The sequence below is a fragment of the Acinetobacter sp. YH12126 genome (assembly GCF_013418745.1).
In the GTDB taxonomy this organism is placed as follows: domain Bacteria; phylum Pseudomonadota; class Gammaproteobacteria; order Pseudomonadales; family Moraxellaceae; genus Acinetobacter; species Acinetobacter amyesii.
In genome coordinates, this window is the sequence record NZ_VPBM01000022.1 from 1 (window position 1) to 24,668 (window position 24,668).

The following is a 24,668-nucleotide window of genomic DNA, read 5'->3' on the forward strand; positions in this document are numbered from 1 at the left end:
AAAACTTTCAAAATCCTTGCCGAGCGATATCGTAATCGAGGAAAAAGACTGGGCTTAAGATTCAATTTAATTGCAGGAATCTATAATTTAGAGCTGAGCAAAAAATGAATTATGAAAGAAGTCTAATGTAAATTAGCTAAATATAAACTAGAGTCTGAAATTCAAGTGGGAAAAAAACTTTGTGCAAATAAAGAGTACATCGAACTCGTTTACAAAACCCTTTTTGAAATTCCCGTCAAATTAACTCAAGTACTATGGAGAAAACAATTTCCAAAAGATATTGAAAAAGCAGATGACAGCTTAAGTGATATTGCATACGAACTATTAATTAGTGAAGAATATGAACTAGCGTCACTTTTATTAGACTTTGCATGTAATGTATTAAAAAAATGGAGTTCTGAGGGACAACGACTAGTTTTTGTTATAAATAGAGCTATTTCTTATAAATTTAGTGGCAAAGATTTTAATAAAATTCTTGATACTGAAGATTGGTCCGCATGTAAAACTTCATATCAATTATGCGTAGCTGTACTTAAAGAGGATTTTAAATTAGCAAAAAGATATATGATCAAAGTTGGTAAATCTGAAGAAGTTGGTGAAGTTTCTTTCCTAGAGTGGCCATGTTTCAGAAATTTCCGTGAAACTGATTATTTCAATGAAGCCTTTATTGAGATTTTTGGTAAAGAACCATCTTATATTGAAAGTATAAATACAGAAACAGAAACAGAAACAGAAACAGAAACAGAAACAGAAACAGAAACAGAAACAGAAACAGAAACAGAAACAGAAACAGAAACAGAAAATTGTAACTTGGCTCCACCAATTGAAAAGTATGCTTAAATCCCTCCTAACCTCCCTTTAAAAAAGGGAGGAACTACGCGAATCCACAATCATAATAATATTCGCGTGAAGTCCCCCTTTGAAAAAGGGGGATTTAGGGGGATTCATCAACCAACTGATCCAAACAACATTAGTAAACGACTTCTACCACATCATCAATCCCCCCCATCACCTGCCCATTATCAAATCTCAACACCTTTAACCAAAGCTGAGCCAAAGCTTCATCTCGAATTCGATCTGCCTCTAATTCTTCAGGCGAAAAGTGCTGACTACCATCGCACTAAAGCCTACATTCAAGCCCTCACCCCAGCCCTCTCCCAAAGGGAGAGGGAGCACCATCTAATTTAATAATCAGGTTAATTCAATAGTGAAAGTTCCCTCTCCTCTCAGGAGAGGGTTAGGGAGAGGTAAATCAGTCATGTTATTGCGTAAATCACGCGAGGCTTGTTTTAAATTTTTATTGTAGGGTTTCATTTTATTCTTCTATTTTAATATTTTTAATCCCTCCTAACCTCCCTTTAAAAAAGGGAGGGATTATCACGTAATTCATTTAATCACATGAAAAAGTCCCCCTTTGCAAAAGGTGAGAAGCGTAGCTTCGCAAGAGGGGGATTCTATCGAAGAATATATACAACTGAGACGTCAATTTTCCACCACACTCATCGATCAACTGCCCTTTTTTACACTTTTATGTCAGCAAACATTATGTTTTTCGATAATAATAAACTTTTTTACATTCTCCCCTATAAATACAGATTGGTACATCCATGAAAAAACTCATGAACGGTGCAGAAAACATCGTAATTGAAATGTGCAAAGGCTTCGTTCTTGCGCATCCTGAACTCGCATTTAACGAGTCACACAAAATCATTTCACGTAAAGAAAAACACAATAACGTGGCACTTATCAGTGGTGGTGGTAGCGGTCACGAACCTGCCCATGCAGGCTTTGTAGGCACAGGCATGTTAGACGCTGCCGTATGTGGTGATGTATTTGCATCTCCATCGCAAATTCAGGTCTATAAAGCCTTACAGCAAGTCGCAACTGACAAAGGCGTGCTGATGATCATCAAAAACTATTCTGGCGATATGATGAATTTCCAGAATGGCGCAGCCCTTGCAACTGAAGACGGCATTAAAGTTGACTATGTCAAAGTGGCAGATGACATTGCGGTTAAAGACAGCCTATATACAGTCGGTCGTCGTGGTGTTGCAGGTACAGTGTTTGTACATAAGATTGCAGGTGCAGCAGCATCAAAAGGTTTAGAACTTGCAGACGTAAAAGCGATTGTTCAAAAAGCTGCGGACAACGTCATTAGCCTTGGTTTTGCTTATAGCTCATGTACTGTTCCAGCCAAAGGCACGCCAACGTTTACTTTGGCTGATGACGAAATGGAATATGGCGTCGGCATTCACGGTGAACCCGGCATCCGTCGTGAAAAAATCTTGCCATCCAAAAAAATGGCACAGCGCATCGTGGATGACCTGTTCCTTGACCGTCCAGACATGAAAGAAGTTGCAGTCTTGGTCAATGGCTTTGGTAGCACACCGCTGCAAGAGTTGTATGTCTTTAACCATGATGTATGCGAACACCTTGCACGTAAAGGCATCAAAATTTACCGCACATTTGTCGGCAACTATATGACCAGTATCGACATGAATGGTGCATCTGTGTCCTTGCTTGCTGTCGATGATGAATTGAAAACCTACCTCGATGCAGCAGCCAATACCCCTGCATTTAAAATGGATGGTTCAGCAGCACAGCCTTTAACTTTTGTATCCAAAGATGCTTCAGCCGAAGCTGTAGTAAACACCCAAGTTGAAACACAGCCTGAACATGCGGTGATTAGCAATGAACAATTCACCATCGAAAACATGCGCTATGTGGTCGATGTCATGTCTGCCTGCATCATTAGAAATGAAGTGCCATTCTGTGAACTGGACGCGCATGCAGGTGACGGCGACTTCGGTATGAGCGTGGCGAAAGGCTTTAAGCAATTAAAACGTGAATGGCAAAGTCTGATTCAAGCGCAGCAGATGGATGAATTCATGCTGAACTGCTCAATGATCATTATGGAACATTGTGGTGGCGCGTCTGGCCCAATCTGGGGTTCAGCATTCCGGGCGGCAGCAAAATCAATTCAAGGCAAATCAGTTTTAACTGTCGCTGATTTTGCCGAGATGCTGCAAGCAGCGGTCAAAGACATTCAAACCACAGGTGAACGTTCATTTGGACGTGGCGCAGTGGTGGGTGATAAAACCCTAATTGATGCCCTAGTACCATGCGCAGATTCATGGTCTACCCATACCGACAAATCGTTTAAAGAAAACTTTGTCCTTGGTGCAAAAGCGGCGGTTCAAGGCGCTGAAAATACCAAAGAGATCGTAGCGCGTATGGGACGTGCCGGAACTGTAGGCGACCGTAGTCTTGGCTATCCAGATGCTGGCGCACATGGTTTAGGTGTAATCTTTACGGATATTGCAGAACATATTAAATAACTGAGCATCTTTAAAAATTGCCAGACCACATCAAAAGCATCGATTCGTCGGTGCTTTTTTTATGGCTATTTTAAAGCACTTTTTTTCATCAAATATCTCATGCATACAATACCGTTAGCATGAAATCCATTTTCAAATAATGCTTAAAAATTAACACAATTGAGCTGCTTTATCGCCTAGCGCTTTGCTAAGTTAAAACATATAACGATAAAAAAGGATGAGACATGGATTTAGCCCAAATATTCATCCATGACACCACATGGACTTTTGCTGCCGAAGTGATTTTGCGTAGCGTCATTATGTTCGTTTTAATCATCGTATTCTTACGCCTAACGGGCAAACGCAGTGTGCGACAGTTATCCATCTTTGAAGTTGCCATACTCCTTGCTTTGGGTTCTATTGCAGGCGACCCAATGTTTGAGGAGGAACTCCCCCTCTTACAAGCGCTTATTGTGATGACGGTGGTAATTGGTTTATACCGAGTTATCACTTGGCTCATGATGAAATACCAACCTTTTGAAGATTTAATTGAAGGCAAAGCCCTCTACATTGTGGAAGATGGTGAATTGGTCTTAGAAAAGATTAAGCAAGGTAAAATGTCACATGATGAATTCTTCTCTGAAATGCGTCAGCAAAATGTTGAACATCTAGGACAAGTTCGAGTTGGCTTATTAGAAAGTGATGGCAAATTTAGTATTTTGTTTTACCCACCTGAACAAGTGCGTTATGGACTGCCACTATTTCCGAAACCCTATAAAGCGGTTCGAGATATCAAAATGCATCAGCTGTATGCCTGTACGCACTGTGGCAAAACCATGTACATTCACGGTGCTCAGGATACCTGCCCGCGCTGCGGATGTTGTGACTGGGCTGAAGCGATTAATACACAGCGTTTAGCTTAAGCATTCAAGGCTAAAACTTTAAAATTCTTTGCCGCTTCAATTAAACACGTCATCAAAATACAGTAAGATCCAACGACCATCACCACAGACCCACCCTTCAATGTTTTATTCGCCATCTAAAAGTGCAGCAGCAGAGATTTCATTGGTTAATATCTGTGCATCATTTCAGTTCAGGCAAGACATCCAGCTTTCATCTTTTGAAGACCACAAGATGCTCAGACAAACTCCCAAAAATGTATCATGAGGAAATTTTCAGTTTTATTCTCGCACTAACATCTATCAATCAGATAAAAATACAAAATAATGAATTGCCCTGAATTAACTCAGAAATGGCGCTATTTGTTTTTCATTTTTTAAACAGATTCTAAAAACATAGTTTTTCACTTAATAATCATCCATTTAATTTTGTCATTGCAAATCATCATTGCACTATTTTAGTGCATTATCATCATACTCAAGCAAGTCTTTGCTTTATATCGAGTCTTCTACATTTTTTAGTTTTTTTAATCAAAATTTCCCTCTCTCACTCCTCTTTTCGAAATTATTCCGCTCGATATACTGAACTTCTTTTTGTGAACTAGCGCACTAAACTGGAACACCTTATGCAAAATATAGATCTCCTCTTTCTCCTTCTTGGTGCAGTCTTGGTTCTTGCCATGCATGCTGGCTTTGCATTTTTAGAATTAGGTACAGTACGACATAAAAATCAGGTCAATGCGCTGAGTAAAATTTTGACTGACTTTTCTATTTCCGCAATTGCATACTTTTTTGTGGGTTATTACATCTCTTATGGTCAGCACTTTTTCCATATTGGGGACACTTTAGCAGCCGATCATGGCTACAACTTAATGCGTTGTTTCTTCCTGCTGACTTTTGCCGCAGCCATTCCAGCGATTATTTCGGGTGGTATTGCTGAACGTGCAAAAATGCGGACTCAAGCGATTGCCACATTATTATTGGTCGCTTTGGTCTATCCATTTTTTGAAGGCATGGCATGGAATGGTAATTTTGGGCTACAAGCATGGTTAGAACGCACATTTGGCGCTGCCTTTCATGACTTTGCAGGTTCGGTCGTGGTACATGCCATGGGCGGTTGGATCGCTTTAGCTGCAGTACTTTTACTTGGCGCACGTCATGGACGCTATAAAAAAGATGGTCGTATCAGCGCACATCCACCTTCAAGTATTCCATTCCTTGCCTTAGGTTCTTGGATTTTAATCGTTGGCTGGTTCGGCTTTAACGTGATGAGTGCGCAACGTTTGGATGCCATTTCAGGACTGGTTGCAATTAACTCTCTCATGGCAATGGTCGGTGGTACGCTTGCAGCAAACTTTATGGGTAAAAATGACCCCGGTTTCTTACATAATGGTCCCTTAGCAGGTTTGGTTGCAATCTGTGCAGGCTCAGATGTAGTTCATCCTGTCGGTGCGTTGATTATCGGCGCTATCGCAGGTCTGATCTTTGTCAAACTATTTACATACACTCAAAACAAACTCAAAGTCGATGATGTACTTGGCGTATGGCCACTACACGGTGTTTGTGGTGCTTTCGGTGGTATTGCAGTGGGTGTATTTGGACAAAAATGGTTGGGCGGTTTAGGCGGTATTTCAATGATCTCTCAATGTATCGGTACGCTGCTCGCGATCGTGATTGCAGTGGCTGGTGGTTTTATCGTTTATGGTCTACTCAAAGTAACGATGGGTATTCGCCTAGATCAAGAAGAAGAATTCCGTGGTGCAGATTTAAGTATTCACCGTATTTCGGCAAACTCTGAAGAAAACATGTTCTAAACAACATAATCTAAAGCGGCATTTATGCCGCTTTTTTTTACCCTGAACTTCGCTTAAAGCTTGAGTTTAAATCACCTTATTTTAGAAAATCTAAGACCTGATCCAAATGCTGAATTTTATTCGGAATGCTGTGCTGTTGTTCAGCACTTAAAGTATGAAAGCCTTCAAGCAATACGGCAGACATCCCTGCTTGGCTCGCACCATAAATATCATTGACAGGATGATCACCAATAAATAAACACTCGGTTTCCGTCACGCCCAACTCACGACAACTGTACTGAAATATTTCAACTTTGGGCTTACTAATGCCTGCACTTTCCGAGCTGATGATCTGATCAAAATACGATGCAAAACCTAGTCCATTCAAAATATTCAGGCGTGTGGCATGTCCACCATTCGACACCACCGCCAGTTTATACTGCTGCTGTTTTAGTTGCTGCAGCAAGCTCAATGCTCCCGGCATCGCCACGGCGAACTGACCAAAGTGCTGAAACCAAAATTGTGTGAGCTCATCAAAATCGGGTTGATGTATCCAATCCAGCTCCGTTTGTAGAGCATAAGCGACAGATGCCCCAATACTCGGATGTGTAAGGAGTTCTTTTTTCGGATATCCTCCATTATCTATACGATTAATAATACGTTTAATCTGTACAAGGTCTACCTCCACCAGCGTCGACTGATAAGACTCGGCTAAATACTGCGTATAGGCCTGAACGCTGTGATCTCGGTGAGTCAAGGTATTATCTAAATCAAAAAGGACTGCACGTATGCTCATAAATCTTTATTACTGAGTTTTCAAAAACTTTAACACAATGCCTGTTCTGCTTTATGCACCTTCTTCACTATCGATATCAATACAGTTCAAATAGCCGATTAAGTCTGATTTAAGTTTTGTGGTTTCAAATAGCAGCATTCAAACAAAATAATTTCAGCACATCAAACGACTTATGCTCTCGAACCGTTCCTTTTTATTACGACAAGCCCTGCTGCTCACACTCAGTTTGGTTGGCCTCCTTTATGTTTTCCCCGTCGGTGGTTCGCTCGACCAAGCTTTTATTCAGCCTTGGGTCGACCTACATGGTAGTTTTCCTCATCGTAATGATTGGGCACTTGCTGTGCTGAACCATCGCTATATCAAGAATATCGTCATAGGCGTTTATGTTCTCTATATCGCAGCATGGATATGCAGTTTTAAATATCCTCATCTGAAAGCACGTAAGTTTGAATTCGGTTATTTTATCGTAGTGGCTCTACTCAGCACGGCAATGATTGGTTTGCTCAAATCACAATCTGCACATGCCTGCCCTTGGAATATGACTGTCGCCACAGCCCAAGGCTTTTCTTGGGATTTTTCAGCACGCCAAGGACACTGCTTCCCCGGTGGCCATGCTGCGACTGGTTTTGCCCTAATCACCGGATATTTTGTTTATCGAATACATCGACCTGCCCGTGCTTACTTCTTTTTATGTGCTGGGCTGATTTTAGGCTTTGCTTTTGGCTGGGCGCAAATGATGCGGGGTGCACATTTTCTCAGTCATAATCTATGGACAGCATGGTTTATTTGGGCCTTTAACACAGTCATTTATACATTTGGCTGTCGTTATCTACCCACAGAAAAAATCAAAACTGCTTAAACACTTTGAATGGATATAGGCTTTATTCGCAAGGAGTAAATTAAAATAATTAGGAGTTTAAAGGTCTTAGCGGAATCTGAATCGTTACTTTCAACCCACCCAGCGTTTCACTTTTCGCAAAATCTAAACGTGCACCAATGTGCGCAGCGGCTTTATCCACGATTGCCAGCCCTAAACCACTTCCAATTTCTTCATGATTATAAATTCGATAAAAGCGTTTTCGAATTTGCTCATATAAAGCTGGGTCGATGCCAGGCCCACTATCTTCAACCTGTACAACCGCCTGCCCCGCATGTTCAAAGACGGAGACATTAATCATGCCCTGTGCAGGGGTATATTTAATGGCATTATCAATCAAATTAAAAATGATTGAATGTACCGTTGGCTCAAGACTATATAAGGCAATGCTTTGTTGTTGCTCCATGCCAAGGTCAATATCTTTTTGCATAGCCAAATGTACCAGTTGCTCCACGCAATTGGTTGCGACTTGCTTAAGATCAAAATGTTGTTTGCGCTCAAGTTCAAAGACCGAGGCATCTTGTTTTGCCAAACTCAATAATTGACTGACCAAATGCTGAATACGAATTAAACCTTTACTCAAATTTTGTAGAGCGTCATCTTGTGGAAATTTTTGTAGCAAAATCTGCATTTGCAAATTCAGTGCGGTAATCGGGGTCCGTAACTCATGCGCTGCGTCAGCAATAAACTGGCGCTGTTCCTGCTGCGACAACGAAATTCGTTCAAACAACTGGTTCATTTCAATAATGGTCGGCGCAATTTCCTCTGGATAAGGCATTTGAGAGATTGGAGAAAGTTCAAAGGCATCCCGTTTTGCCAGTTCTTTTTTAAATTTTTCCAGTGGATTTAAACTGCGTTGAATCAACCATCCCAAAGCGATTAATGCAAAAGGTATAAAAACCAAATAGGGAATAAACATGCTACTGGCCAATTCTGCTGCAAGATGCTGTCGAACCGATTCTTGCTGACTGACCTGAATTTGCCGATCTGCGAGTGGCAAAATATAGGTATGCCACTCATCCTGTTGGGTACTGTGGGTATAAAAACCGGCTTTGGGCTGAGGCGCGACCAATAATTTTAATTGATGGGTTTGATGCGCATTGGATTGATAGGTCCATACATCGACAAATAAATCTTCTTCATGATAATGCTTATGTTGATCAAATGGGCTGCGGATCATGCTCTGCAACACGTTCCGCCAAATTTTGCATTTGCGCATCTAAAATTTCATTAATTTCTTCAAGTGCAATTCGATAAGCTGAAAACACCAAAAGACAGCCCAAAAGCATACTGAAAACAGACACATAAATAATTAGTCTCTTTTTCAGAGAATAAGGCTGCTGCATGGTCGATAATTCCTTTGCCTTAACCGAGTCGATAACCTAAACCACGAATGGTGCGAATAAAATCTTTGTCTAATTTTGTTCTGAGATGATGCACATACACTTCAATAGTATTACTGCTGATATCACTATCAAAATCATAAAGCTTATCTTCTAAATTAGCTTTCGAAAAAATCTTATTCGGATGCGTCACCAGTGGTATCAATATGGCCCATTCACGGTTAGATAAATCGACATATTGACCCTTATAGCGTGCAAGATGCTGCTCAATATCTAAAATCAATTCACCATGTTTTAAAATTTTCTGTGGTGCTTCGACTGAACTCAGCCCTGTGCGTCGAAGGAGTGCATGAATCCGTGCAAGTAATTCATCAAACTCATAAGGCTTAATCAGATAGTCATCTGCCCCATGGTTTAAACCATCTACACGATTTTGTAATTGATCACGTGCCGAGATGATTAACACTGGCAATTTAGGCTGCATTTGACGAATTTGTTTCAGGACTTGCATACCACCCATCATCGGCAAACCCAGATCTAGCAAGACGATATCAATCCCCCCTTGCATTATGAGCTTTAAGCCATCGATACCATTATTCACCCACTCGACTTCAAACTGTTGATAGTTCAACAAGGTTTTAGTCGATTCGGCAATCATGAAATCATCTTCAATAATAAGTATTTTGTGCATGGCTTAAGTCCTGCGCTGTACTGAAGTACATTGTTGCAACATATTGTTTTTTTCATCAATCACTTGAGTCTGCACATCGAGCAAACTCAATAGCGATGGAAATAGATTATCCTGACTTAATTTTTGGCTTTTTTGTGCCATTAAACAAGTATATTGCGCTGAATTATTTTTTTGCCACGCCGGTGAAAACCACATCAACATCGGTACATGGGTTTGCTGTGACGGTGCAATTGCGTATGGAGAACCATGTAAATATAAGCCATGTTCACCTGTCGACTCACCATGATCGGACAAATACCACAGTCCTGTTTGATAGTTATTAGTCACTTTTAAGGTGTTAATCAATTCACTCAGCACATGGTCAGTATAGACAATACTGTTGTCATAACTATTTATTAATTCTGTCGAGCTACATCCCTGTATGGCATTGCTATTACAGGTTGGCTTAAATTTTTGAAACGCTGTGGTACTTCGTTTGAAATAGGCAGGGCCATGACTGCCCATTTGGTGTAACACAATTAAACGGGGAGTTTGATCTGCTTTGGGGATCGACGCCAAATATGCCTTTAAACCATCCACTAAGATTTCATCATGACATTCGCCATCGGCATCACACCACTTTTTCTTCAATGCTTCAGGAAATTCATATTTTTCAACACGTGTGCATGTACCCTTACAGCCTGAATTATTATCTAGCCACGTCACCTTATAGCCTGCACGCTGTGCAATATCGAGTAAACCTTCGCGATGACTTGCAAGCTGTTCGTCATATTCGGTTCTCGGCATGCCCGAGAACATACAAGGAACAGACACAGCAGTTGCGGTGCCACATGAACTGACTTGGCTAAAATTGATAATATTTTGCTGACTGAGTTCAGGATTGGTATTTTTAGCATAGCCATTGAGTGAAAAACTTTCCGCGCGCGCAGTTTCACCAACCACTAAGACCATCAATTTTGGTAAGCTTTTGGCGCTTAGGTTTTCAACCATATGTGCATCTTCACCATAGCTCAGCAATGGCAAATTCTGTTTCGGTGCTTTTTTGTGATAATAGGAAAATGTCGAAGCGATACTGTTTTGTGGTGAGAGCATGCCTTTTAAGTCACGATGCTCACGAAAGATCGCTGCATAATCAACAAAATAAACAAACAGCAAAGCACCCAAAAGGATGAGCGATAGCACTATATGTAGACCCTTTTTGGCTACGACCGTGCTTAGGGCTTCTTTATGCAGTGGCAAAAGCCAGATCAATAGCACTGGCAAAATAACCAGTCCAAAGACCCAAATAAAAAATTGTGGCGAGATTAAATCCTGCACTTCCTTTACATCTGTTTGCATCATGTTCTGCACTTGGTCAGATGTAATGGTCACGCCTAAACTATTGACGAAATAAGCACTCAAGCCACCAATGATCAGCAAAACACTCGCCAAAAGTTTTGAATTCCATCGCCATTGCAGTAGTTGCATCAGCACATTATAAAGTGCCACTACCACCAGTACGGTTGCCGCTAAAAATAGTCCGGCCTTCAGCCCCGTATAAGGTGTGAGCTGCTGGATTTGCTGATAAAACGCGAGGTTCAAAACCATCCCAAGCCATAAGGCAAGCACGAGGTTAAATTGACTTAAACTAAGCCTTGGAATTTTTTGCTGTATTTTAGCTATGACCTGAAGCATATTGGCATCAATTATTGATCTTTGATGCCCTAATCTAAAAATTCAAACTTAAAAATCACTTAAAACTGATCAAAACCAAGCAAGAAAAATCAAAAAAGGCGATGTAAAACATCGCCTTTTGAACAACTTAAATCAAGGTCTTAGAATTTAAATTCTAGACCTGTACCTAGAACAGGTTGTTCACTTTCATTCGAACCTTTTTCAAGTGCTAAGTAACCTGCATAACCATAAGCTTTCACTTGTTTGCTAAATGCATAATCTGCACCTGCAATGAATTGCTGAGCTTCGTAATCCTCACCTGCTTTATAAGTCGTGGTATTTTGACTATATTGTGCTTTTACTGTCCAAGCTTTTGCAGAAGGTAGATTGTATTCTGCGCCGACTAACCAACCTTGAGCATCATCAATATTTGCTGCATTCTCTGCATTCGTGTTTGTGTCTTCTTTGCTTGAATATGGTGTTTTTTCTACTTCAGACGTTTGATATAAAGCTTTCAGTGCCAAACCACCCTCAAGATTTACACGACCGATCGCACGAACGGTATTTGCGGCAGCAAAAACTTTGGTACCTGTAACTTCAGGAGTTTGAGCATTTAAGATCCCTACACCACCAAAGTTCGATGGAATGGCTTTGTCATAGGCTAAACCTGCGACAACAACGGGGCTGTCATAGACAACAGACGCCGACCAAGCATCGCCAAGACCACGACCTGCAGTTTTTACTACACCTTTGTCGCTCTTGATTCCTGAAGATTCACCTGTTGCAAGCAATGCATTAACTTTAATTGCACCTTCCGCAATTTTAAATGCTGGTGATTCATAAACAACAACGTTATCGACACGATTTTCACCCGTCATGATGCCTGTAACATCAGCACGGTTACCCACGTAGTTGTTAAATGTATCCACCGGACTAGACAATTGTTTTAATGGTGTATCGTGTGCACCGACTTTCAATGTACCAAGTTTCGCATCTTTCAAACCAACGAAGCGGTTACGCTTAGACCAGTCATCGCCTTCGCCGTCTGAGTTAAATGCCCATTCAATTGCATAAACTGCGCTTAAACGGTCAGTCAGTTTTTCATCGCCCTTTAAACCCAAGAAAGAACTGTTTGAACTAATTTCAACGACATCTTTGTCTGAAACACCCGTTTTATTATCTTCAGGTAAATAATCAACAGACGCATCAATTTCACCGTAGAAGGTTGGTACTGCAAAGGTTGAGCCAGCCAAAAGGCTCAATGCGATAGCCGCTGCTAACTTAGTTTTCATCAAAAATTTTCCTTAAATTATTTTGTAACAGATATTACACACGGGAAACATATTACAAAATTATTAAAATAATATTTGCATTGCTCTTTTAGTGCTTTAGCTGATAAAAAACAACCAAAATCATGATTTAGAAGTGATTTTGGTCATTTTTTGATGCTTTTCCCCAAAATAGAATCGGGACTAAGCTCAATGCAGCCAAACCTGTGATCCAAAATAAATAAGTGCTATAACCCAACTGATCGGCCACTATGCCACTGATGCTATACAGCCCCCCACTCACCGTAGCCATAATGGCAACCTGAAATGTAAAGTCCGTTGCTGCAAATGCTTTACGACTATATTGCATCACCAAAGTTAGCATGATCACGAGCAGCATGGCTGAAATCATGTCTTCGGCAGCATTGATCCCATAGATCAGCCATTCATGGACGGGCCGTTTTGCCTCGAACTGCAAAGCCAGCCATACATAGGCCAATAAACTGAATATTTTCAATACCGAATAGAAAACCAAGGCTTGCGCCCGAGAAATATACTTCAAGCTAAGACCAGCAAGCCCTGCCCCAATTAAAGCAGCCACTGCACCTAGCATGGTGACATACAGACCAATTTGACTAAAACTCAATCCTAAATCCACCATCAGCGGCTTGAGTAAAGGACCTGCCAGACCATCTGCAAGCTTAAAACTCAATAAGATCATGAGCCACAGTGTGAGGGTTTTAGTTTGGGTAAAATAAGTCAAATACTGGCGAATGGCGTAGAACAAGCCTGAATTATGCTTATGGTTGTTATCATTCTCTGGACTAGATTTTATGTTGAGCTGTGGCTTTAAAGGTTCTCGATACAGAAAAATAGGAATCGTATTGATGAATACCAATGCCGCTAAAAATAGAAAGGTGGCTTGCCAATCCCACCAATCCAAGGCCCAAAGTACAGCACCACCGCCCACGATAAAGCCGAGTCTGGAACCAATCACCTGAAAAGTATTGCCCCAGTGCTGTTGGTCAGTTTTTAAAATATTGACAGCCAAGCCATCGGTTGCGACATCTTGAGTTGCACCGACCAAATTCATACTGAGTAAAGCCACAAAAAACAGCAGCAAATACATTGGTTCATTCAAGCTTTGGATCGGCAAAAAAGACAGGAAGACCAAGACCACCACGGACAACAACTGCATTGGAATAATCCAACTCCGATAGTGCCCTTTGGACCTTGAACCATGCCGATCAATCCACGGTGCCCAGAAAACTTTGATCGACCATGGCAGCATGAGTAATCCAAAGCCACCAATATGCGCCAAAGACACACCTTGCGCTCTTAAAATCACTGGTAAAGCATGCGTCATAAAACCGACAGGTAACCCTTGCGCCCAATATAAGGAAAACAGTAAAAGATAGAGCTGACGAAGCTGGATCATAAGTTCCTAAATGTTGAATGCGCTGAAGTTACATTTAGAGTAGTCAAAATACGGCTATTTTGCCAATGATCTAAAAAAATCATCGACCTAAGATAAAGGTCAATGCTGATGCCGTATTTTTAAAGTGCATCACGTCGAAAATGGATTTCACTTATATAAGAATATGCAATGAATCAAAAGACTCAATTATTTCCAGTTTTGCCCGATCAAGTTCCATCACGCGGCTCCCCCCTGAGCCGCGCTATTTTTAAAAAACTTTTTTTGGCACAAGGATGGAAATTTGACGGCGAATTTCCCAACCTTGCCAAAGCTGTAGCGATCATTTCTCCGCATACGTCTAATATAGATGCATGGCATGGTTTTCTCGCCTTGCTTGGAATCGGGATAAAAATAACCATTTTTGGTAAAAACACCCTTTTTGATACCCCCTTAAAACCACTTTTGGATTGGGTCGGCGTGATCCCTGTGCAGCGTGAAAACCCACATGGGCTTACGCGTGAAATTGCTGAGATTGTCCAAGCGACAGATCAAATTTGGATTGGAATGGCACCTGAGGGAACACGAAAAAAAGCCGATAAAATCCGCAGTGGTTTTTACTATATTGCCTATGAAGCACAGATACCTATTGTGATGTTTAGCTTTGATTATGCAAAGAAAACCATTCATTGCTTGGGTGTTTTTGAACCCAGTGGAGATTTTGAAACTGATCTCGAAAAAATTTTGAAGATTTATGATGGAAAATTTTCCCCGAAAAATCCCGAATGGTTGGCCTTGCCGTTACAAAAGCACTGGAAAAAGCCCTAGTCAAATGGCTACTTTTTTGATGTGATGTGCACTTTGTATATTTAACAATCAGATTTCACACATGAAACTTTTGCATTACCTGACTCCTAGCCTATTTGTATTGGCACTCGCTGGCTGTGATTCTGCAACCAAAACGCCTGCAACCACGACACCTACACCAACCAAAGCACGTGAACCGGTGATCGCGATTGCGCTCGGTGGTGGCGGTGCCAAAGGTTTTGCTCATATTGGCGTGCTTAAAGTACTCGAGTCACATGGTATTAAACCTAAAATTGTGACTGGGACCAGTGCGGGTAGTTTTGTTGGCAGCTTGTACGCCAGCGGTAAAACGCCTTATCAAATGCAGCAATTGGCCCTGAACTTTAAAGAGTCTGATATTCGTGACTTAACCTTAAATAGCCAAGGCATTATTCAAGGGCAAAAATTGCAAGACTTTGTTAATAAAAACGTCGGCAATAAATCAATTGAACAGTTTCCAAAGCGCTTTGCTGCTGTAGCCACCCGTTTGGATAATGGCAGTAAAACTGAATTTAACCGTGGTAATGCAGGCCAAGCGGTACGTGCATCGTGCAGCATTCCTAATGTATTTGTACCTGCGACCATTGCAGGGGTGAAATATGTCGATGGTGGCTTAGTCAGCCCGATTCCGGTGAAAACGGCACGTGATATGGGTGCAGATATCGTGATTGCAGTTGATATCTCTGCGCGTCCTGATGGTAGCAAAGCCGTAAGCATGTTTGGTTTACTCGATCAAACCATTAACATCATGGGACAACAAAGTATTAATGAAGAACTGAAAAATGCCAATTTCGTGATTCAACCTAAAGTGGGACATATCGGCACACTCGATTTGAAGTCGAGCAATGCGACGATTTTAGAAGGTGAAAAAGCCGCACAGCTCAAAGTGAATAGCATTATTAAGGCGATCGATAACTTTAAACAGTCCCCTGCGGCCTTTAAACCAGCACCAAAAGCGAAAATATAATTCAACGATTTTTTTTATATTCATTGAGTTATACATCTGCTACATTGATATAGATACTGGTTCATCTATATCAATTCACCCTTATATAAGAGTAGATGTATGGAATTTATTTTAGAACCTTGGCACTGGTTTGTATTGGGCGTCGCTTTGATGCTTTTTGAACTGATTTTGCCGTCTTTTGCTGCGCTATGGTTTGGCGTTTCTGCAATTTTGGTTGGGATCTTATATTGGATCTTTCCATCCATGGACTTTAATGTCCAAATTGTGGTTTGGATTATTTTTGCCGTGCTCTGCACATTTTTGTGGTTCAAATTTATTAAGCCTTTATCCATCGATAAAACCAAAGCAGGTCTGTCGCGTGAAGCAACGATTGGCCAAGTGGGTATGGTGATTCAAACCCAACTCAATCATGGCAGCGTTAAAGTTCGCTTCCCGATGCCTGTTTTAGGTTCAGACGAATGGCATTGCCGTACCCAAGATGCACTTCAAGTCGGCGACCGTGTTCGCGTGACCGATATTTTAGGCAATGATTTAGTCGTCCAACTGCACAGCAGCAACCACCCCACTGACAATCCATAAATAAGTGAGAAATGACATGTCTGGTGTTTCTATTGTTTTTTTAGCGCTCTTAGTTTTTGTAGCCGTCACCATTTTTAAAGGTGTCCGTATTGTTCCCCAAGGTTATAAATGGATTGTTCAGCGTTTAGGTAAATACCATACAACGCTCAATCCGGGGCTGAACTTTGTGATTCCGTATGTCGATGAAGTGGCTTATAAAGTCACAACCAAAGATATCGTGTTAGATATTCCCTCTCAGGAAGTGATCACACGTGACAATGCGGTACTGCTGATGAATGCTGTGGCTTATATCAACTTAACCACGCCTGAAAAAGCAGTTTATGGTATTGAAAACTACACATGGGCGATTCAAAACTTAGTTCAAACCTCTTTGCGGTCTATTGTTGGTGAAATGGACCTCGATGATGCACTATCATCGCGTGATCATATTAAGGCTAAACTTAAAGCTGCTATTTCTGATGATATCTCTGACTGGGGTATTACGCTTAAAACTGTAGAAATTCAAGATATTAAACCTTCTCATACCATGCAAGCTGCGATGGAAGAGCAAGCGGCCGCTGAACGTCAACGTCGTGCAACAGTCACCAAGGCAGACGGTGAAAAACAAGCGGCTATTTTAGAAGCAGATGGTCGTTTAGAAGCCTCTCGTCGTGATGCAGAAGCTCAAGTGGTACTGGCAGAGTCTTCTCAACGTGCAATTGAAATGGTGAGTTCAGCCGTCGGCGATAAAGAAATTCCAGTTGCGTACTTACTGGGTGAACAATACGTCAAAGCCATGCAAGATATGGCTAAATCTAATAATGCCAAAACTGTGGTATTACCTGCGGATGTACTGAATACGATTCGTGGTGTGATGGGACGTAATAACTAAATCTTCACATTAATTAAAATGGGTCGTGATATACGGCCCATTTTTATGCCCAAAACAAAAAAGAAGGCAAAGTTTGTCAATTTATGTTTAAATTTCACGTTATTTTTTTGACGTTTTAGGACTTATCGTTCGATTTCACCTACTTGGCTTAGGCAAATCCCATTGAGTCCCCTAATTAAACGCAATTGTCCAACGCCAAAGCGGATACCGTATGAGCTCCCTGAATCCCACCCTAATTACCTTTCTCTTTTATATTGTCGCCATGGTCGTGATCGGTTTACTTGCATACCGTGCGACCAGTAACTTTTCTGACTACATTTTAGGTGGCCGCCGATTAGGGAGCTTTGTCACTGCCCTTTCTGCAGGTGCATCGGATATGAGTGGTTGGTTGCTCATGGGTCTTCCGGGGGCAATTTACCTTTCAGGTTTATCTGAAATATGGATTGCAATTGGTCTGATCATTGGTGCTTGGCTCAACTGGTTACTTGTGGCAGGTCGTCTCCGTGTACATACCGAAGTTCAAAATAATGCTTTGACCCTACCTGACTATTTCTCAAATCGTTTTAACGATCAAAAGAAAATCTTACGTATCGTGTCAGCTGTGATTATTTTGATTTTCTTCGCAATTTACTGTGCTTCAGGCATGGTTGCAGGCGCTCGATTATTTGAAAGTATGTTTGGTATGTCGTATAGCACTGCGCTTTGGATCAGTGCCATTGCAACGGTGAGCTATGTGTTTATTGGTGGCTTCCTTGCTGTCAGTTGGACCGATACCATTCAAGCGGGCTTTATGATTTTTGCCTTGCTACTTACCCCTATCGTGGTCATGTTGTCATTCTCTGATTTAAGCCAGTTCACTCTGGCACTAGAAGCGGCACGCCCTCAAGCGATGAATGTATTTGCTGACTTAAGTTTTGTCGCAATCATATCTTTATTGGCATGGGGCTTAGGCTATTTTGGTCAACCGCATATCTTAGTCCGCTTCATGGCAGCTGATTCTGTTAAATCGATTCCCAATGCACGCCGTATTGGTATGACATGGATGACGCTCTGCCTCGGTGGCGCAGTTGCAGCAGGCTTCTTCGGTATTGCTTATTTCCAACAGCATCCAGAACTGGCAGGTGTCGTTACAGCAAACCCTGAAACGGTCTTTATGGAATTGACTAAAATTCTATTTAACCCATGGGTTGCAGGTATCGTATTGGCTGCGATTTTAGCTGCAATCATGAGTACCCTCAGCTGTCAGCTTTTAGTCTGCTCAAGTACCTTAACTGAAGACTTTTATAAATCATTCTTACGCAAAAATGCTTCACAAAAAGAATTGGTTTGGGTCGGCCGTTTCATGGTATTAATGATTGCCTTGCTTGCGATCTATATGGCGGCTAATCCTGACTCTAAAGTCCTTGGTCTCGTCGCATATGCATGGGCAGGCTTTGGTGCTGCATTTGGCCCACTGATTATCATGTCATTGTTCTGGAAACGCATGACACTCAATGGTGCTTTAGCAGGTATGGTGGTCGGTGCGGTTATGGTTATTCTATGGAAAAACCTCTGGGGCGATACAGGCGTTTATGAAATTATACCGGGCTTCATCTGCTCACTCATTGCAATCATCATTGTGAGCTTAATGGGCAAAGCGCCATCTGCTGAAGTCACTGAAAAATTTGAAGAAGCAGATCGTATCTATAAAGAAAGTATTTAAGACCAATAGCACTTAAATTTAATTTCTAAGTTTTAATATCTGCAAAAAAGGACGCTAGGCGTCCTTTTTTCTTTTTTATCATGTCATCCATTTAGCTATTCAGTAGATGGTTTATTGACTTCTGTTCCAAATATACAAAATATAAAAAAAGCCCACAACATATTACATGTGTGGGCTGAGGTCTTTTACTGCGTCATATTAACTTTGACGTTTTAATAAAAACTGCGTGATCTTGTGTAATTCTGCCGCATCTTCTGCAAAATAATCCAAAGCTTGAAGCGCTTGAGCATGTAATTCTTCTGCATAAGCTTGCGCTTGCTCGAGACCCATTAACGCAGGATATGTCGATTTATCCACTTGTTGATCTTTACCTGCTGTTTTACCCAATGCTTCAGTGTCAGCAATAATATCTAAAATATCATCTTGCACCTGAAAGGCTAAACCAATCGCTAGACCAAATTCGCGGAGTTTAGGAATAGCTTGGTCTGTACCATTAAATATCGTCACTGCCGCCATCATGATTGCAGCAGAAATTAAAGCACCAGTTTTATTTCGATGAATGTTTTCTAGTTCATCCTGACTGACATGCTTGCCTTCCGCTTGTAAGTCTAGGACTTGTCCATTGACCATTTTTGAAGTTGCAGTCGCTAAAATTTGCATTTGCTTCAAGATGATCGGCGCTTCAACGGCTGGGCCTTGATCAAAGAGACGGCTGCCTAAAACTTCAAAAGCCATCGATTGTAAAATATCGCCAGCAAGTAAAGCCGTATCTTCACCAAAAGCCACATGACAGGTTGGTTGACCGCGACGAAGTAAATCATTGTCCATACATGGCAAATCATCATGTGCCAATGAATAGCAATGAATAAATTCAATCGCCACAGCAGCACGGCGTACGGCTGCAAAATTTGTATTGGGTTTTAACGCTGCTGTTGCATAACAAAGTGCCGGTCGAACGCGTTTTCCACCCAACATCACAGCATGATACACCGCCCCTTTTAAGGGTTCTGGAATTGAAAATGCATCAAGCGCTGTCAGTAAATCCTGCTGAATACGCTGCTGCGCTTCTGTCAGGGCATGTGTGGAAACGTCTGTTAAAGAAGACACATTCACCTCAAATACTTTAAATATTTAACTGCTTCGTTCATTAGCAAATCGACTGCCAATGTTTTCTGTCAATTTTGACCTGTTGCATCATACTGCTTTCTCAAATCTTTCTCTATGTTACGGCCTAAATCTATGTGTTTTTCCCACAGTCTGATGGTTTTTTAAATGTCGTTTCCTCAAATAGCGCCACATTTTGTCCATCATTAAAACAGGTACAATTTTTCGAGCCTTTCTTGGCTTGATACAAAGCCTGATCGGCACGTGCCAATGTTTCAAAAAATGACTCTGTTCCATCCCACAAGGCCACTCCGCATGAGATACTCAGTTGTAGAGCCTTATCCGCATAATTCATCGAAGAAGCATAGATTTGCTCACAACATTGTTGTGCAATCGAACATGCAGTCGATATAGCCGTGCGTGGCAAAATCATTGCAAACTCTTCCCCACCCATGCGATATATTTGTGCATCTGCGTGTTGACTAATTTGCACCCTTAAAAGCTGCGCACTTTTTCTTAAAACTTCATCGCCAAACGCATGACCGTAGCTATCATTGATTTGCTTAAAATTGTCTAAGTCGAGCATCATCAAACATATTTCATCGGCTTGTTCAACCGCGAAGCTTTTTTGCCACTGAGAAAGGTCTAAATCAAATCCACGTCGATTTTTTATCCCTGTCAGATAATCAAAATAAACTTGTTGTTCGAGTTGTTGGTTATGTTTCAACAGCGATAATTCGAATTGCTTTAAATTTGTAATGTCCGCACAGCACAACAGTACATGTTCCAAATCGCCACTTTGTTGAAACTTTGGTTTGAGCGTGAACCAATAATGCCGTTCATTTTCACTATACATAAAGGGTTCAATGCTATCGTTCTCTAAACAGCGTAAATCAAACTCAGAACTTGTGGCTTTGGTTTTTTGCTGCATCACAGACACGTGATTTAATACGATCTCTTGTAAGTCTGACTGAAATCGATGTTTAAATATTTGATTGGCGCATATCAGCTCAGCTGTCGCAGAAAATAACGCAGCAGGCATTGGCAACGCTTCTAATACAGCCAATTGTTCAGTAGGTAGATCCGATTTTATTAAGTCTTTTTTAAGCATGGTTTCGCTACTTTTTTCAAGGTAAAGCTACGCAAAATGCTAACAAAATTAATCTGACATAAATCACAGAAACTTTCTAATATTAAATGCAGTTCATATTATATAAAAATATATACCAATTCATGATTTGCTTATTCATATAAAAGATAAAGGCAAAAAAAAGCCCCTGCAAAGCAGAGGCTGATTTCTAATTCGATGTTAAATGCTTAATCTAAACTATCCGCAGGAATACGCACCCAGCCTTCCATTAAGACACGCGCACTTCGGCTCATCACGGCTTTTTTAACGACCCACTGACCATTTTCATAAATTGCTTGCGCACCTACACGTAGCGTCCCAGATGGATGTCCAAAACGCACAGCTTCTCGCTCCCCACCACCCGCGGCTAAGTTCACAAGCGTCCCCGGTATCGCCGCAGCTGTACCAATGGCAACTGCCGCTGTGCCCATCATGGCATGATGCAGTTTCCCCATTGATAAGGCACGAACCAATAAGTCCGTATCTTGTTCTGAAATTTGTTTAGAACTCGAAGATGTATAGGCTTTCGGCTTTGAAACAAATGCAATCTTTGGGGTATGTTGACGTTGCTCTGCTTCTGCAATATCTGAAATCAAACCCATTTGCTGCGCACCATAAGCACGGATTTTTTCAAAACGGGCCAATGCCTTGGCATCACCATTGATCGCATCTTGCAGTTCAGTGCCGACATAACCAATATCTTCTGCATTTAAGAAAATGGTTGGAATGCCTGCATTAATAAATGTTGCAGGGAAACTGCCTTCATCGGGTACGGTTAAGGTATCGACCAAATTCCCTGTAGGGAACATAGCGCCGCCATCTTCACCATCATCTGCGGGGTCTAAAAATTCAATTTGAACTTCGGCTGCTGGGAAGGTCACACCATCTAGTTCAAAATCACCAGTTTCTTGTACTGCACCATCAGTAATAGGTACATGCGCAATAATGGTCTTTTGAATATTGGCTTGCCAAATACGAACCGTACACAAACCATTCTCAGGAATACGTGATGCTTCAACCAAACCATTTGAAATGGCAAATGCACCAACCGCTGCCGTTAAGTTTCCGCAGTTACCACTCCAGTCGACAAATGCTTTATCAATCGACACTTGTCCAAATAGATAATCTACATCATGCTCAGGCTGTGAACTTTTTGCCAAAATCACGGTTTTACTGGTACTTGAAGTCGCTCCACCCATCCCATCAATTTGTTTGCCATAAGGATCTGGACTGCCAATCACACGTAATAAAAGTTGGTCGCGAACTTTTCCAGCTTGTTGTGCTGCAAGCGGTAAATCATCTAGCTTGAAAAATACACCTTTACTAGTACCACCACGCATATAAGTCGCTGGAATCTTAATTTGGGGAGCAAAACTCATTTTTATTGAATCCTTAATCTTTATCATTGTGTTTTGGCAGAGCTTTCTTTTCTGCGCTTTTGTATCATACAATGTTTAATTGAAGTTTTAACAATCACATGACTTAAGTATAAAAAAACAACATTTGATACCTTTTCCATATAAAGCCAAGTATCAGAATTTCAATTAAAATAAAATTAATCTATTGATTCATAAATTTTTAATTCAGCATTTAAAACAAAAATTAGGTTATTAAACTTATAAATATTTTTCATAAATTTTGAGCTACTAGGCTATTCATTCTCTATACATTACAATTACCAAAATTAAACCATTCTCGGGAAGAGTAACTTGACTACCAATTCCTCCGAACTCAAGCGTGGCTTAAAGAATCGTCATATTCAATTGATTGCCATGGGTGGTGCAATTGGTACAGGCTTATTCTTGGGCTCAGCGCATGTGATTCAATCTGCTGGACCATCCATTATTCTCGGCTACGCCATTGGCGGTCTGATCGCCTTTCTAATTATGCGTCAGTTGGGTGAAATGATCGTCCATGAACCTGTAGCAGGTTCATTTAGCCATTTTGCATATAAATATTGGGGGAAATTTCCAGGTTTCTTAACAGGTTGGAACTACTGGATTCTCTATATTTTAGTGGCAATGACAGAACTCACCGCTGTTGCGAAATACATCAATTACTGGTGGCCTCATATTCCAGCGTGGGCATCTGTACTGTTCTTCTTCGTGATCATTACTTTAGTAAACTTAGGTAATGTGAAGTTTTATGGTGAATCAGAGTTTTGGCTGTCGATTATTAAAGTCACTGCGGTTATTTCTATGATCGTATTCGGTTTGTATTTGCTACTGACTGCAGATGTTAACTCAACAGCATCATTTACCAACTTATGGAGTCAGGGCGGCTTTTTCCCAAATGGTTTTGAAGGCTTATTCTTCATGCTGGCATTCTTGATGTTCGCCTTCGGTGGTATTGAACTGATTGGTATGGCGGCAGCGGAAGCTGAAAATCCAAAAGAAACTATTCCAAAAGCAATTAACCAAGTTGTATTTCGTATTTTGATTTTCTACGTGGGTTCTTTGACTATTCTATTGTCACTTGTGCCATGGAATCAGCTTGAACTAGGTGGTCTAGACAAAAGTCCATTTGTGATGATCTTTAGCCAACTGGGTATTGATTGGGCTGCACATTTACTGAACTTCATTATCCTAACTGCAGCACTGTCTGTTTATAACAGCGGTATGTATGCCAATAGCCGTATGCTTTACAGCTTGGCGAAGCAAGGTAATGCACCAAAAGTTTTCGCAAAAACTAACAAAAGTGGCGTGCCAATTCCAGCAGTATTACTTTCTGCAGTATTGATTTTCGGCTGTGTACTCTTAAACTACTTCGTACCTGAAGATGCACTTGGTCACTTAATGTATGTTGTTGTTGGTGCGCTTGTCCTGAACTGGGCGATGATTACCATGACTCACTTACAGTTCCGTCGTGCAAAACGTATTTTGAATTTTAAAACCTCATATCCTGCACTTTGGGCACCAGTCAGCAACTACATCGTTCTGATCTTTATTGCTTTAGTTCTATTTATTATGTGGACTCAGGGCTTTATGGAATCAGTTCTAATGATCCCTGTTTGGATTACGGTCATGTTATTAATGTTTAACTATCTTAATCCCAAAGATTTGAGTGACATTGACCCCAATGAAGTTCATAAAGACTAAGTAATTTAAAAAGTTATTGTTTCGGCAATAACTTTTTTTTTAGCTAAAATAGGAGTACATTAGCCTCCGTCTTGCGCTCTTAGCTTAACCGGATAGAGCAGTTGCCTCCTAAGCGACCGACGTGGGTTCGAGTCCCGCAGAGCGCACCATTTTATAGTTTATTTTGGTCTACAGCATGCCAAACCAATAATTAAAATATATATAATTCAATAGAATAACAAACACAAAGTCTAAGTTAATCTTATAAATTCTCTTGTGAGCTAATATTTTTTACAGTATAAATTACAGTACAAACTTTTATATGCAAAACTGTGTACTGTA

The 24,668-nt window shown here is 41.0% G+C and carries 19 protein-coding genes, 1 tRNA gene and 3 pseudogenes; 13 read left to right on the forward strand and 10 right to left on the reverse strand.

The annotated features are described in order from the left end of the window. A pseudogene (locus tag FTU62_RS14575) lies at positions 1-108 on the forward strand (IS5/IS1182 family transposase); the annotation flags it as partial. A gap of 57 nt (positions 109-165) precedes the next feature. Next, the gene (locus FTU62_RS14580) at positions 166-840 is read left to right on the forward strand and encodes a hypothetical protein (protein ID WP_180103035.1); all 675 of its coding nucleotides are present in this window, start codon (positions 166-168) and stop codon (positions 838-840) included. A 130-nt stretch (positions 841-970) separates the two neighbouring features. On the opposite strand, the pseudogene FTU62_RS17660 reads toward FTU62_RS14580, so the two are convergent. Further along, positions 971-1,314: pseudogene (locus FTU62_RS17660) on the reverse strand (endonuclease domain-containing protein). 293 nt (positions 1,315-1,607) lie between these two features. On the opposite strand from FTU62_RS17660, the gene dhaK reads away from it, so the two are divergent. The 3 genes from dhaK (at position 1,608) to FTU62_RS14600 (ending at position 6,030) form a co-directional block, all read left to right on the forward strand. Then, positions 1,608-3,338: a dihydroxyacetone kinase subunit DhaK gene (gene dhaK, locus FTU62_RS14590; protein WP_180103036.1), complete on the forward strand. Its 1,731-nt coding sequence runs from the start codon at positions 1,608-1,610 to the stop codon at positions 3,336-3,338. 224 nt (positions 3,339-3,562) lie between these two features. Then, complete coding sequence (locus FTU62_RS14595) at positions 3,563-4,240, forward strand: DUF421 domain-containing protein (RefSeq protein ID WP_180103037.1); 678 nt, start codon at positions 3,563-3,565, stop codon at positions 4,238-4,240. Positions 4,241-4,842: 602 nt separating this feature from the next. Then, positions 4,843-6,030: an ammonium transporter gene (locus FTU62_RS14600; RefSeq protein WP_180103038.1), complete on the forward strand. Its 1,188-nt coding sequence runs from the start codon at positions 4,843-4,845 to the stop codon at positions 6,028-6,030. Between the two features lie 76 nt (positions 6,031-6,106). On the opposite strand, the gene FTU62_RS14605 is transcribed toward FTU62_RS14600, so the two are convergent. After that, positions 6,107-6,805 carry an HAD family hydrolase gene (locus FTU62_RS14605; RefSeq protein ID WP_180103039.1) on the reverse strand — a complete coding sequence of 233 codons (699 nt, stop codon included), beginning with the start codon at positions 6,803-6,805 and terminating at the stop codon, positions 6,107-6,109. Positions 6,806-6,977: 172 nt separating this feature from the next. Between FTU62_RS14605 and FTU62_RS14610 the strand changes: the two genes are divergently transcribed. Then, positions 6,978-7,664, forward strand: coding sequence for a phosphatase PAP2 family protein (locus FTU62_RS14610; RefSeq protein WP_180103040.1), 687 nt, complete (start codon positions 6,978-6,980; stop codon positions 7,662-7,664). 49 nt (positions 7,665-7,713) lie between these two features. On the opposite strand, the pseudogene FTU62_RS14615 reads toward FTU62_RS14610, so the two are convergent. From FTU62_RS14615 to FTU62_RS14635, 5 genes and pseudogenes are all read right to left on the reverse strand, one after another. After that, positions 7,714-9,028 (reverse strand): annotated as a pseudogene (locus FTU62_RS14615) (ATP-binding protein). A 19-nt stretch (positions 9,029-9,047) separates the two neighbouring features. Continuing rightward, positions 9,048-9,716 (reverse strand): response regulator transcription factor, encoded by a 669-nt coding sequence (locus FTU62_RS14620; RefSeq protein WP_180103041.1) that lies wholly within the window; start codon positions 9,714-9,716, stop codon positions 9,048-9,050. A 3-nt stretch (positions 9,717-9,719) separates the two neighbouring features. Beyond that, complete coding sequence (locus FTU62_RS14625) at positions 9,720-11,390, reverse strand: phosphoethanolamine transferase (protein ID WP_180103042.1); 1,671 nt, start codon at positions 11,388-11,390, stop codon at positions 9,720-9,722. Between the two features lie 140 nt (positions 11,391-11,530). Beyond that, complete coding sequence (locus FTU62_RS14630; RefSeq protein WP_180103043.1) at positions 11,531-12,661, reverse strand: porin; 1,131 nt, start codon at positions 12,659-12,661, stop codon at positions 11,531-11,533. A gap of 127 nt (positions 12,662-12,788) precedes the next feature. Continuing rightward, on the reverse strand, positions 12,789-14,075 hold the full coding sequence (locus tag FTU62_RS14635) for an MFS transporter (protein WP_180103044.1): 1,287 nt from the start codon (positions 14,073-14,075) through the stop codon (positions 12,789-12,791). Between the two features lie 168 nt (positions 14,076-14,243). On the opposite strand from FTU62_RS14635, the gene FTU62_RS14640 reads away from it, so the two are divergent. The 5 genes from FTU62_RS14640 to putP all read left to right on the forward strand — a co-directional run bounded on the left by FTU62_RS14640 (position 14,244) and on the right by putP (position 19,016). Then, a complete protein-coding gene (locus FTU62_RS14640; protein ID WP_180077292.1) occupies positions 14,244-14,879 on the forward strand; it encodes a 1-acyl-sn-glycerol-3-phosphate acyltransferase in 636 nt (211 codons plus the stop codon). A 61-nt stretch (positions 14,880-14,940) separates the two neighbouring features. Continuing rightward, entirely contained in the window at positions 14,941-15,864 is a 924-nt protein-coding gene (locus FTU62_RS14645) for a patatin-like phospholipase family protein (RefSeq protein WP_180103045.1), read from the forward strand. Between the two features lie 99 nt (positions 15,865-15,963). Next, positions 15,964-16,443 (forward strand): NfeD family protein, encoded by a 480-nt coding sequence (locus FTU62_RS14650; protein ID WP_078189968.1) that lies wholly within the window; start codon positions 15,964-15,966, stop codon positions 16,441-16,443. Between the two features lie 16 nt (positions 16,444-16,459). Beyond that, positions 16,460-17,314, forward strand: coding sequence for an SPFH domain-containing protein (locus FTU62_RS14655; protein WP_078189969.1), 855 nt, complete (start codon positions 16,460-16,462; stop codon positions 17,312-17,314). Positions 17,315-17,525: 211 nt separating this feature from the next. Continuing rightward, positions 17,526-19,016, forward strand: a complete 1,491-nt coding sequence (putP, locus tag FTU62_RS14660) for a sodium/proline symporter PutP (protein ID WP_180103046.1) — start codon at positions 17,526-17,528, stop codon at positions 19,014-19,016. 198 nt (positions 19,017-19,214) lie between these two features. On the opposite strand, the gene FTU62_RS14665 is transcribed toward putP, so the two are convergent. The 3 genes from FTU62_RS14665 to prpF all read right to left on the reverse strand — a co-directional run bounded on the left by FTU62_RS14665 (position 19,215) and on the right by prpF (position 22,628). Further along, positions 19,215-20,123, reverse strand: coding sequence for a polyprenyl synthetase family protein (locus FTU62_RS14665; RefSeq protein ID WP_078193048.1), 909 nt, complete (start codon positions 20,121-20,123; stop codon positions 19,215-19,217). A 130-nt stretch (positions 20,124-20,253) separates the two neighbouring features. Further along, on the reverse strand, positions 20,254-21,231 hold the full coding sequence (locus tag FTU62_RS14670) for a GGDEF domain-containing protein (RefSeq protein ID WP_180103047.1): 978 nt from the start codon (positions 21,229-21,231) through the stop codon (positions 20,254-20,256). Positions 21,232-21,437: 206 nt separating this feature from the next. Further along, positions 21,438-22,628, reverse strand: coding sequence for a 2-methylaconitate cis-trans isomerase PrpF (gene prpF / locus FTU62_RS14675; protein ID WP_078193050.1), 1,191 nt, complete (start codon positions 22,626-22,628; stop codon positions 21,438-21,440). A 330-nt stretch (positions 22,629-22,958) separates the two neighbouring features. Between prpF and FTU62_RS14680 the strand changes: the two genes are divergently transcribed. Continuing rightward, on the forward strand, positions 22,959-24,347 hold the full coding sequence (locus FTU62_RS14680; protein WP_180103048.1) for an amino acid permease: 1,389 nt from the start codon (positions 22,959-22,961) through the stop codon (positions 24,345-24,347). Between the two features lie 73 nt (positions 24,348-24,420). Next, positions 24,421-24,496, forward strand: a tRNA-Arg gene (locus FTU62_RS14685). The last annotated feature ends 172 nt before the right edge of the window (positions 24,497-24,668 follow it).

Bases quoted from the DNA above. Each gene is read 5' to 3' on its own strand.
- FTU62_RS14625 (WP_180103042.1), bottom strand. From the start codon at position 11,390: ATGCTTCAGGTCATAGCTAAAATACAGCAAAAAATTCCAAGGCTTAGT.
- FTU62_RS14650 (WP_078189968.1), top strand. From the start codon at position 15,964: ATGGAATTTATTTTAGAACCTTGGCACTGGTTTGTATTGGGCGTCGCT.
- FTU62_RS14605 (WP_180103039.1), bottom strand. From the start codon at position 6,805: ATGAGCATACGTGCAGTCCTTTTTGATTTAGATAATACCTTGACTCAC.
- FTU62_RS14655 (WP_078189969.1), top strand. From the start codon at position 16,460: ATGTCTGGTGTTTCTATTGTTTTTTTAGCGCTCTTAGTTTTTGTAGCC.
- FTU62_RS14630 (WP_180103043.1), bottom strand. From the start codon at position 12,661: ATGAAAACTAAGTTAGCAGCGGCTATCGCATTGAGCCTTTTGGCTGGC.
- FTU62_RS14595 (WP_180103037.1), top strand. From the start codon at position 3,563: ATGGATTTAGCCCAAATATTCATCCATGACACCACATGGACTTTTGCT.
- FTU62_RS14620 (WP_180103041.1), bottom strand. From the start codon at position 9,716: ATGCACAAAATACTTATTATTGAAGATGATTTCATGATTGCCGAATCG.
- FTU62_RS14645 (WP_180103045.1), top strand. From the start codon at position 14,941: ATGAAACTTTTGCATTACCTGACTCCTAGCCTATTTGTATTGGCACTC.
- putP (WP_180103046.1), top strand. From the start codon at position 17,526: ATGAGCTCCCTGAATCCCACCCTAATTACCTTTCTCTTTTATATTGTC.
- prpF (WP_078193050.1), bottom strand. From the start codon at position 22,628: ATGAGTTTTGCTCCCCAAATTAAGATTCCAGCGACTTATATGCGTGGT.
- FTU62_RS14635 (WP_180103044.1), bottom strand. From the start codon at position 14,075: ATGATCCAGCTTCGTCAGCTCTATCTTTTACTGTTTTCCTTATATTGG.
- FTU62_RS14670 (WP_180103047.1), bottom strand. From the start codon at position 21,231: ATGCTTAAAAAAGACTTAATAAAATCGGATCTACCTACTGAACAATTG.
- FTU62_RS14600 (WP_180103038.1), top strand. From the start codon at position 4,843: ATGCAAAATATAGATCTCCTCTTTCTCCTTCTTGGTGCAGTCTTGGTT.
- dhaK (WP_180103036.1), top strand. From the start codon at position 1,608: ATGAAAAAACTCATGAACGGTGCAGAAAACATCGTAATTGAAATGTGC.
- FTU62_RS14640 (WP_180077292.1), top strand. From the start codon at position 14,244: ATGAATCAAAAGACTCAATTATTTCCAGTTTTGCCCGATCAAGTTCCA.
- FTU62_RS14610 (WP_180103040.1), top strand. From the start codon at position 6,978: ATGCTCTCGAACCGTTCCTTTTTATTACGACAAGCCCTGCTGCTCACA.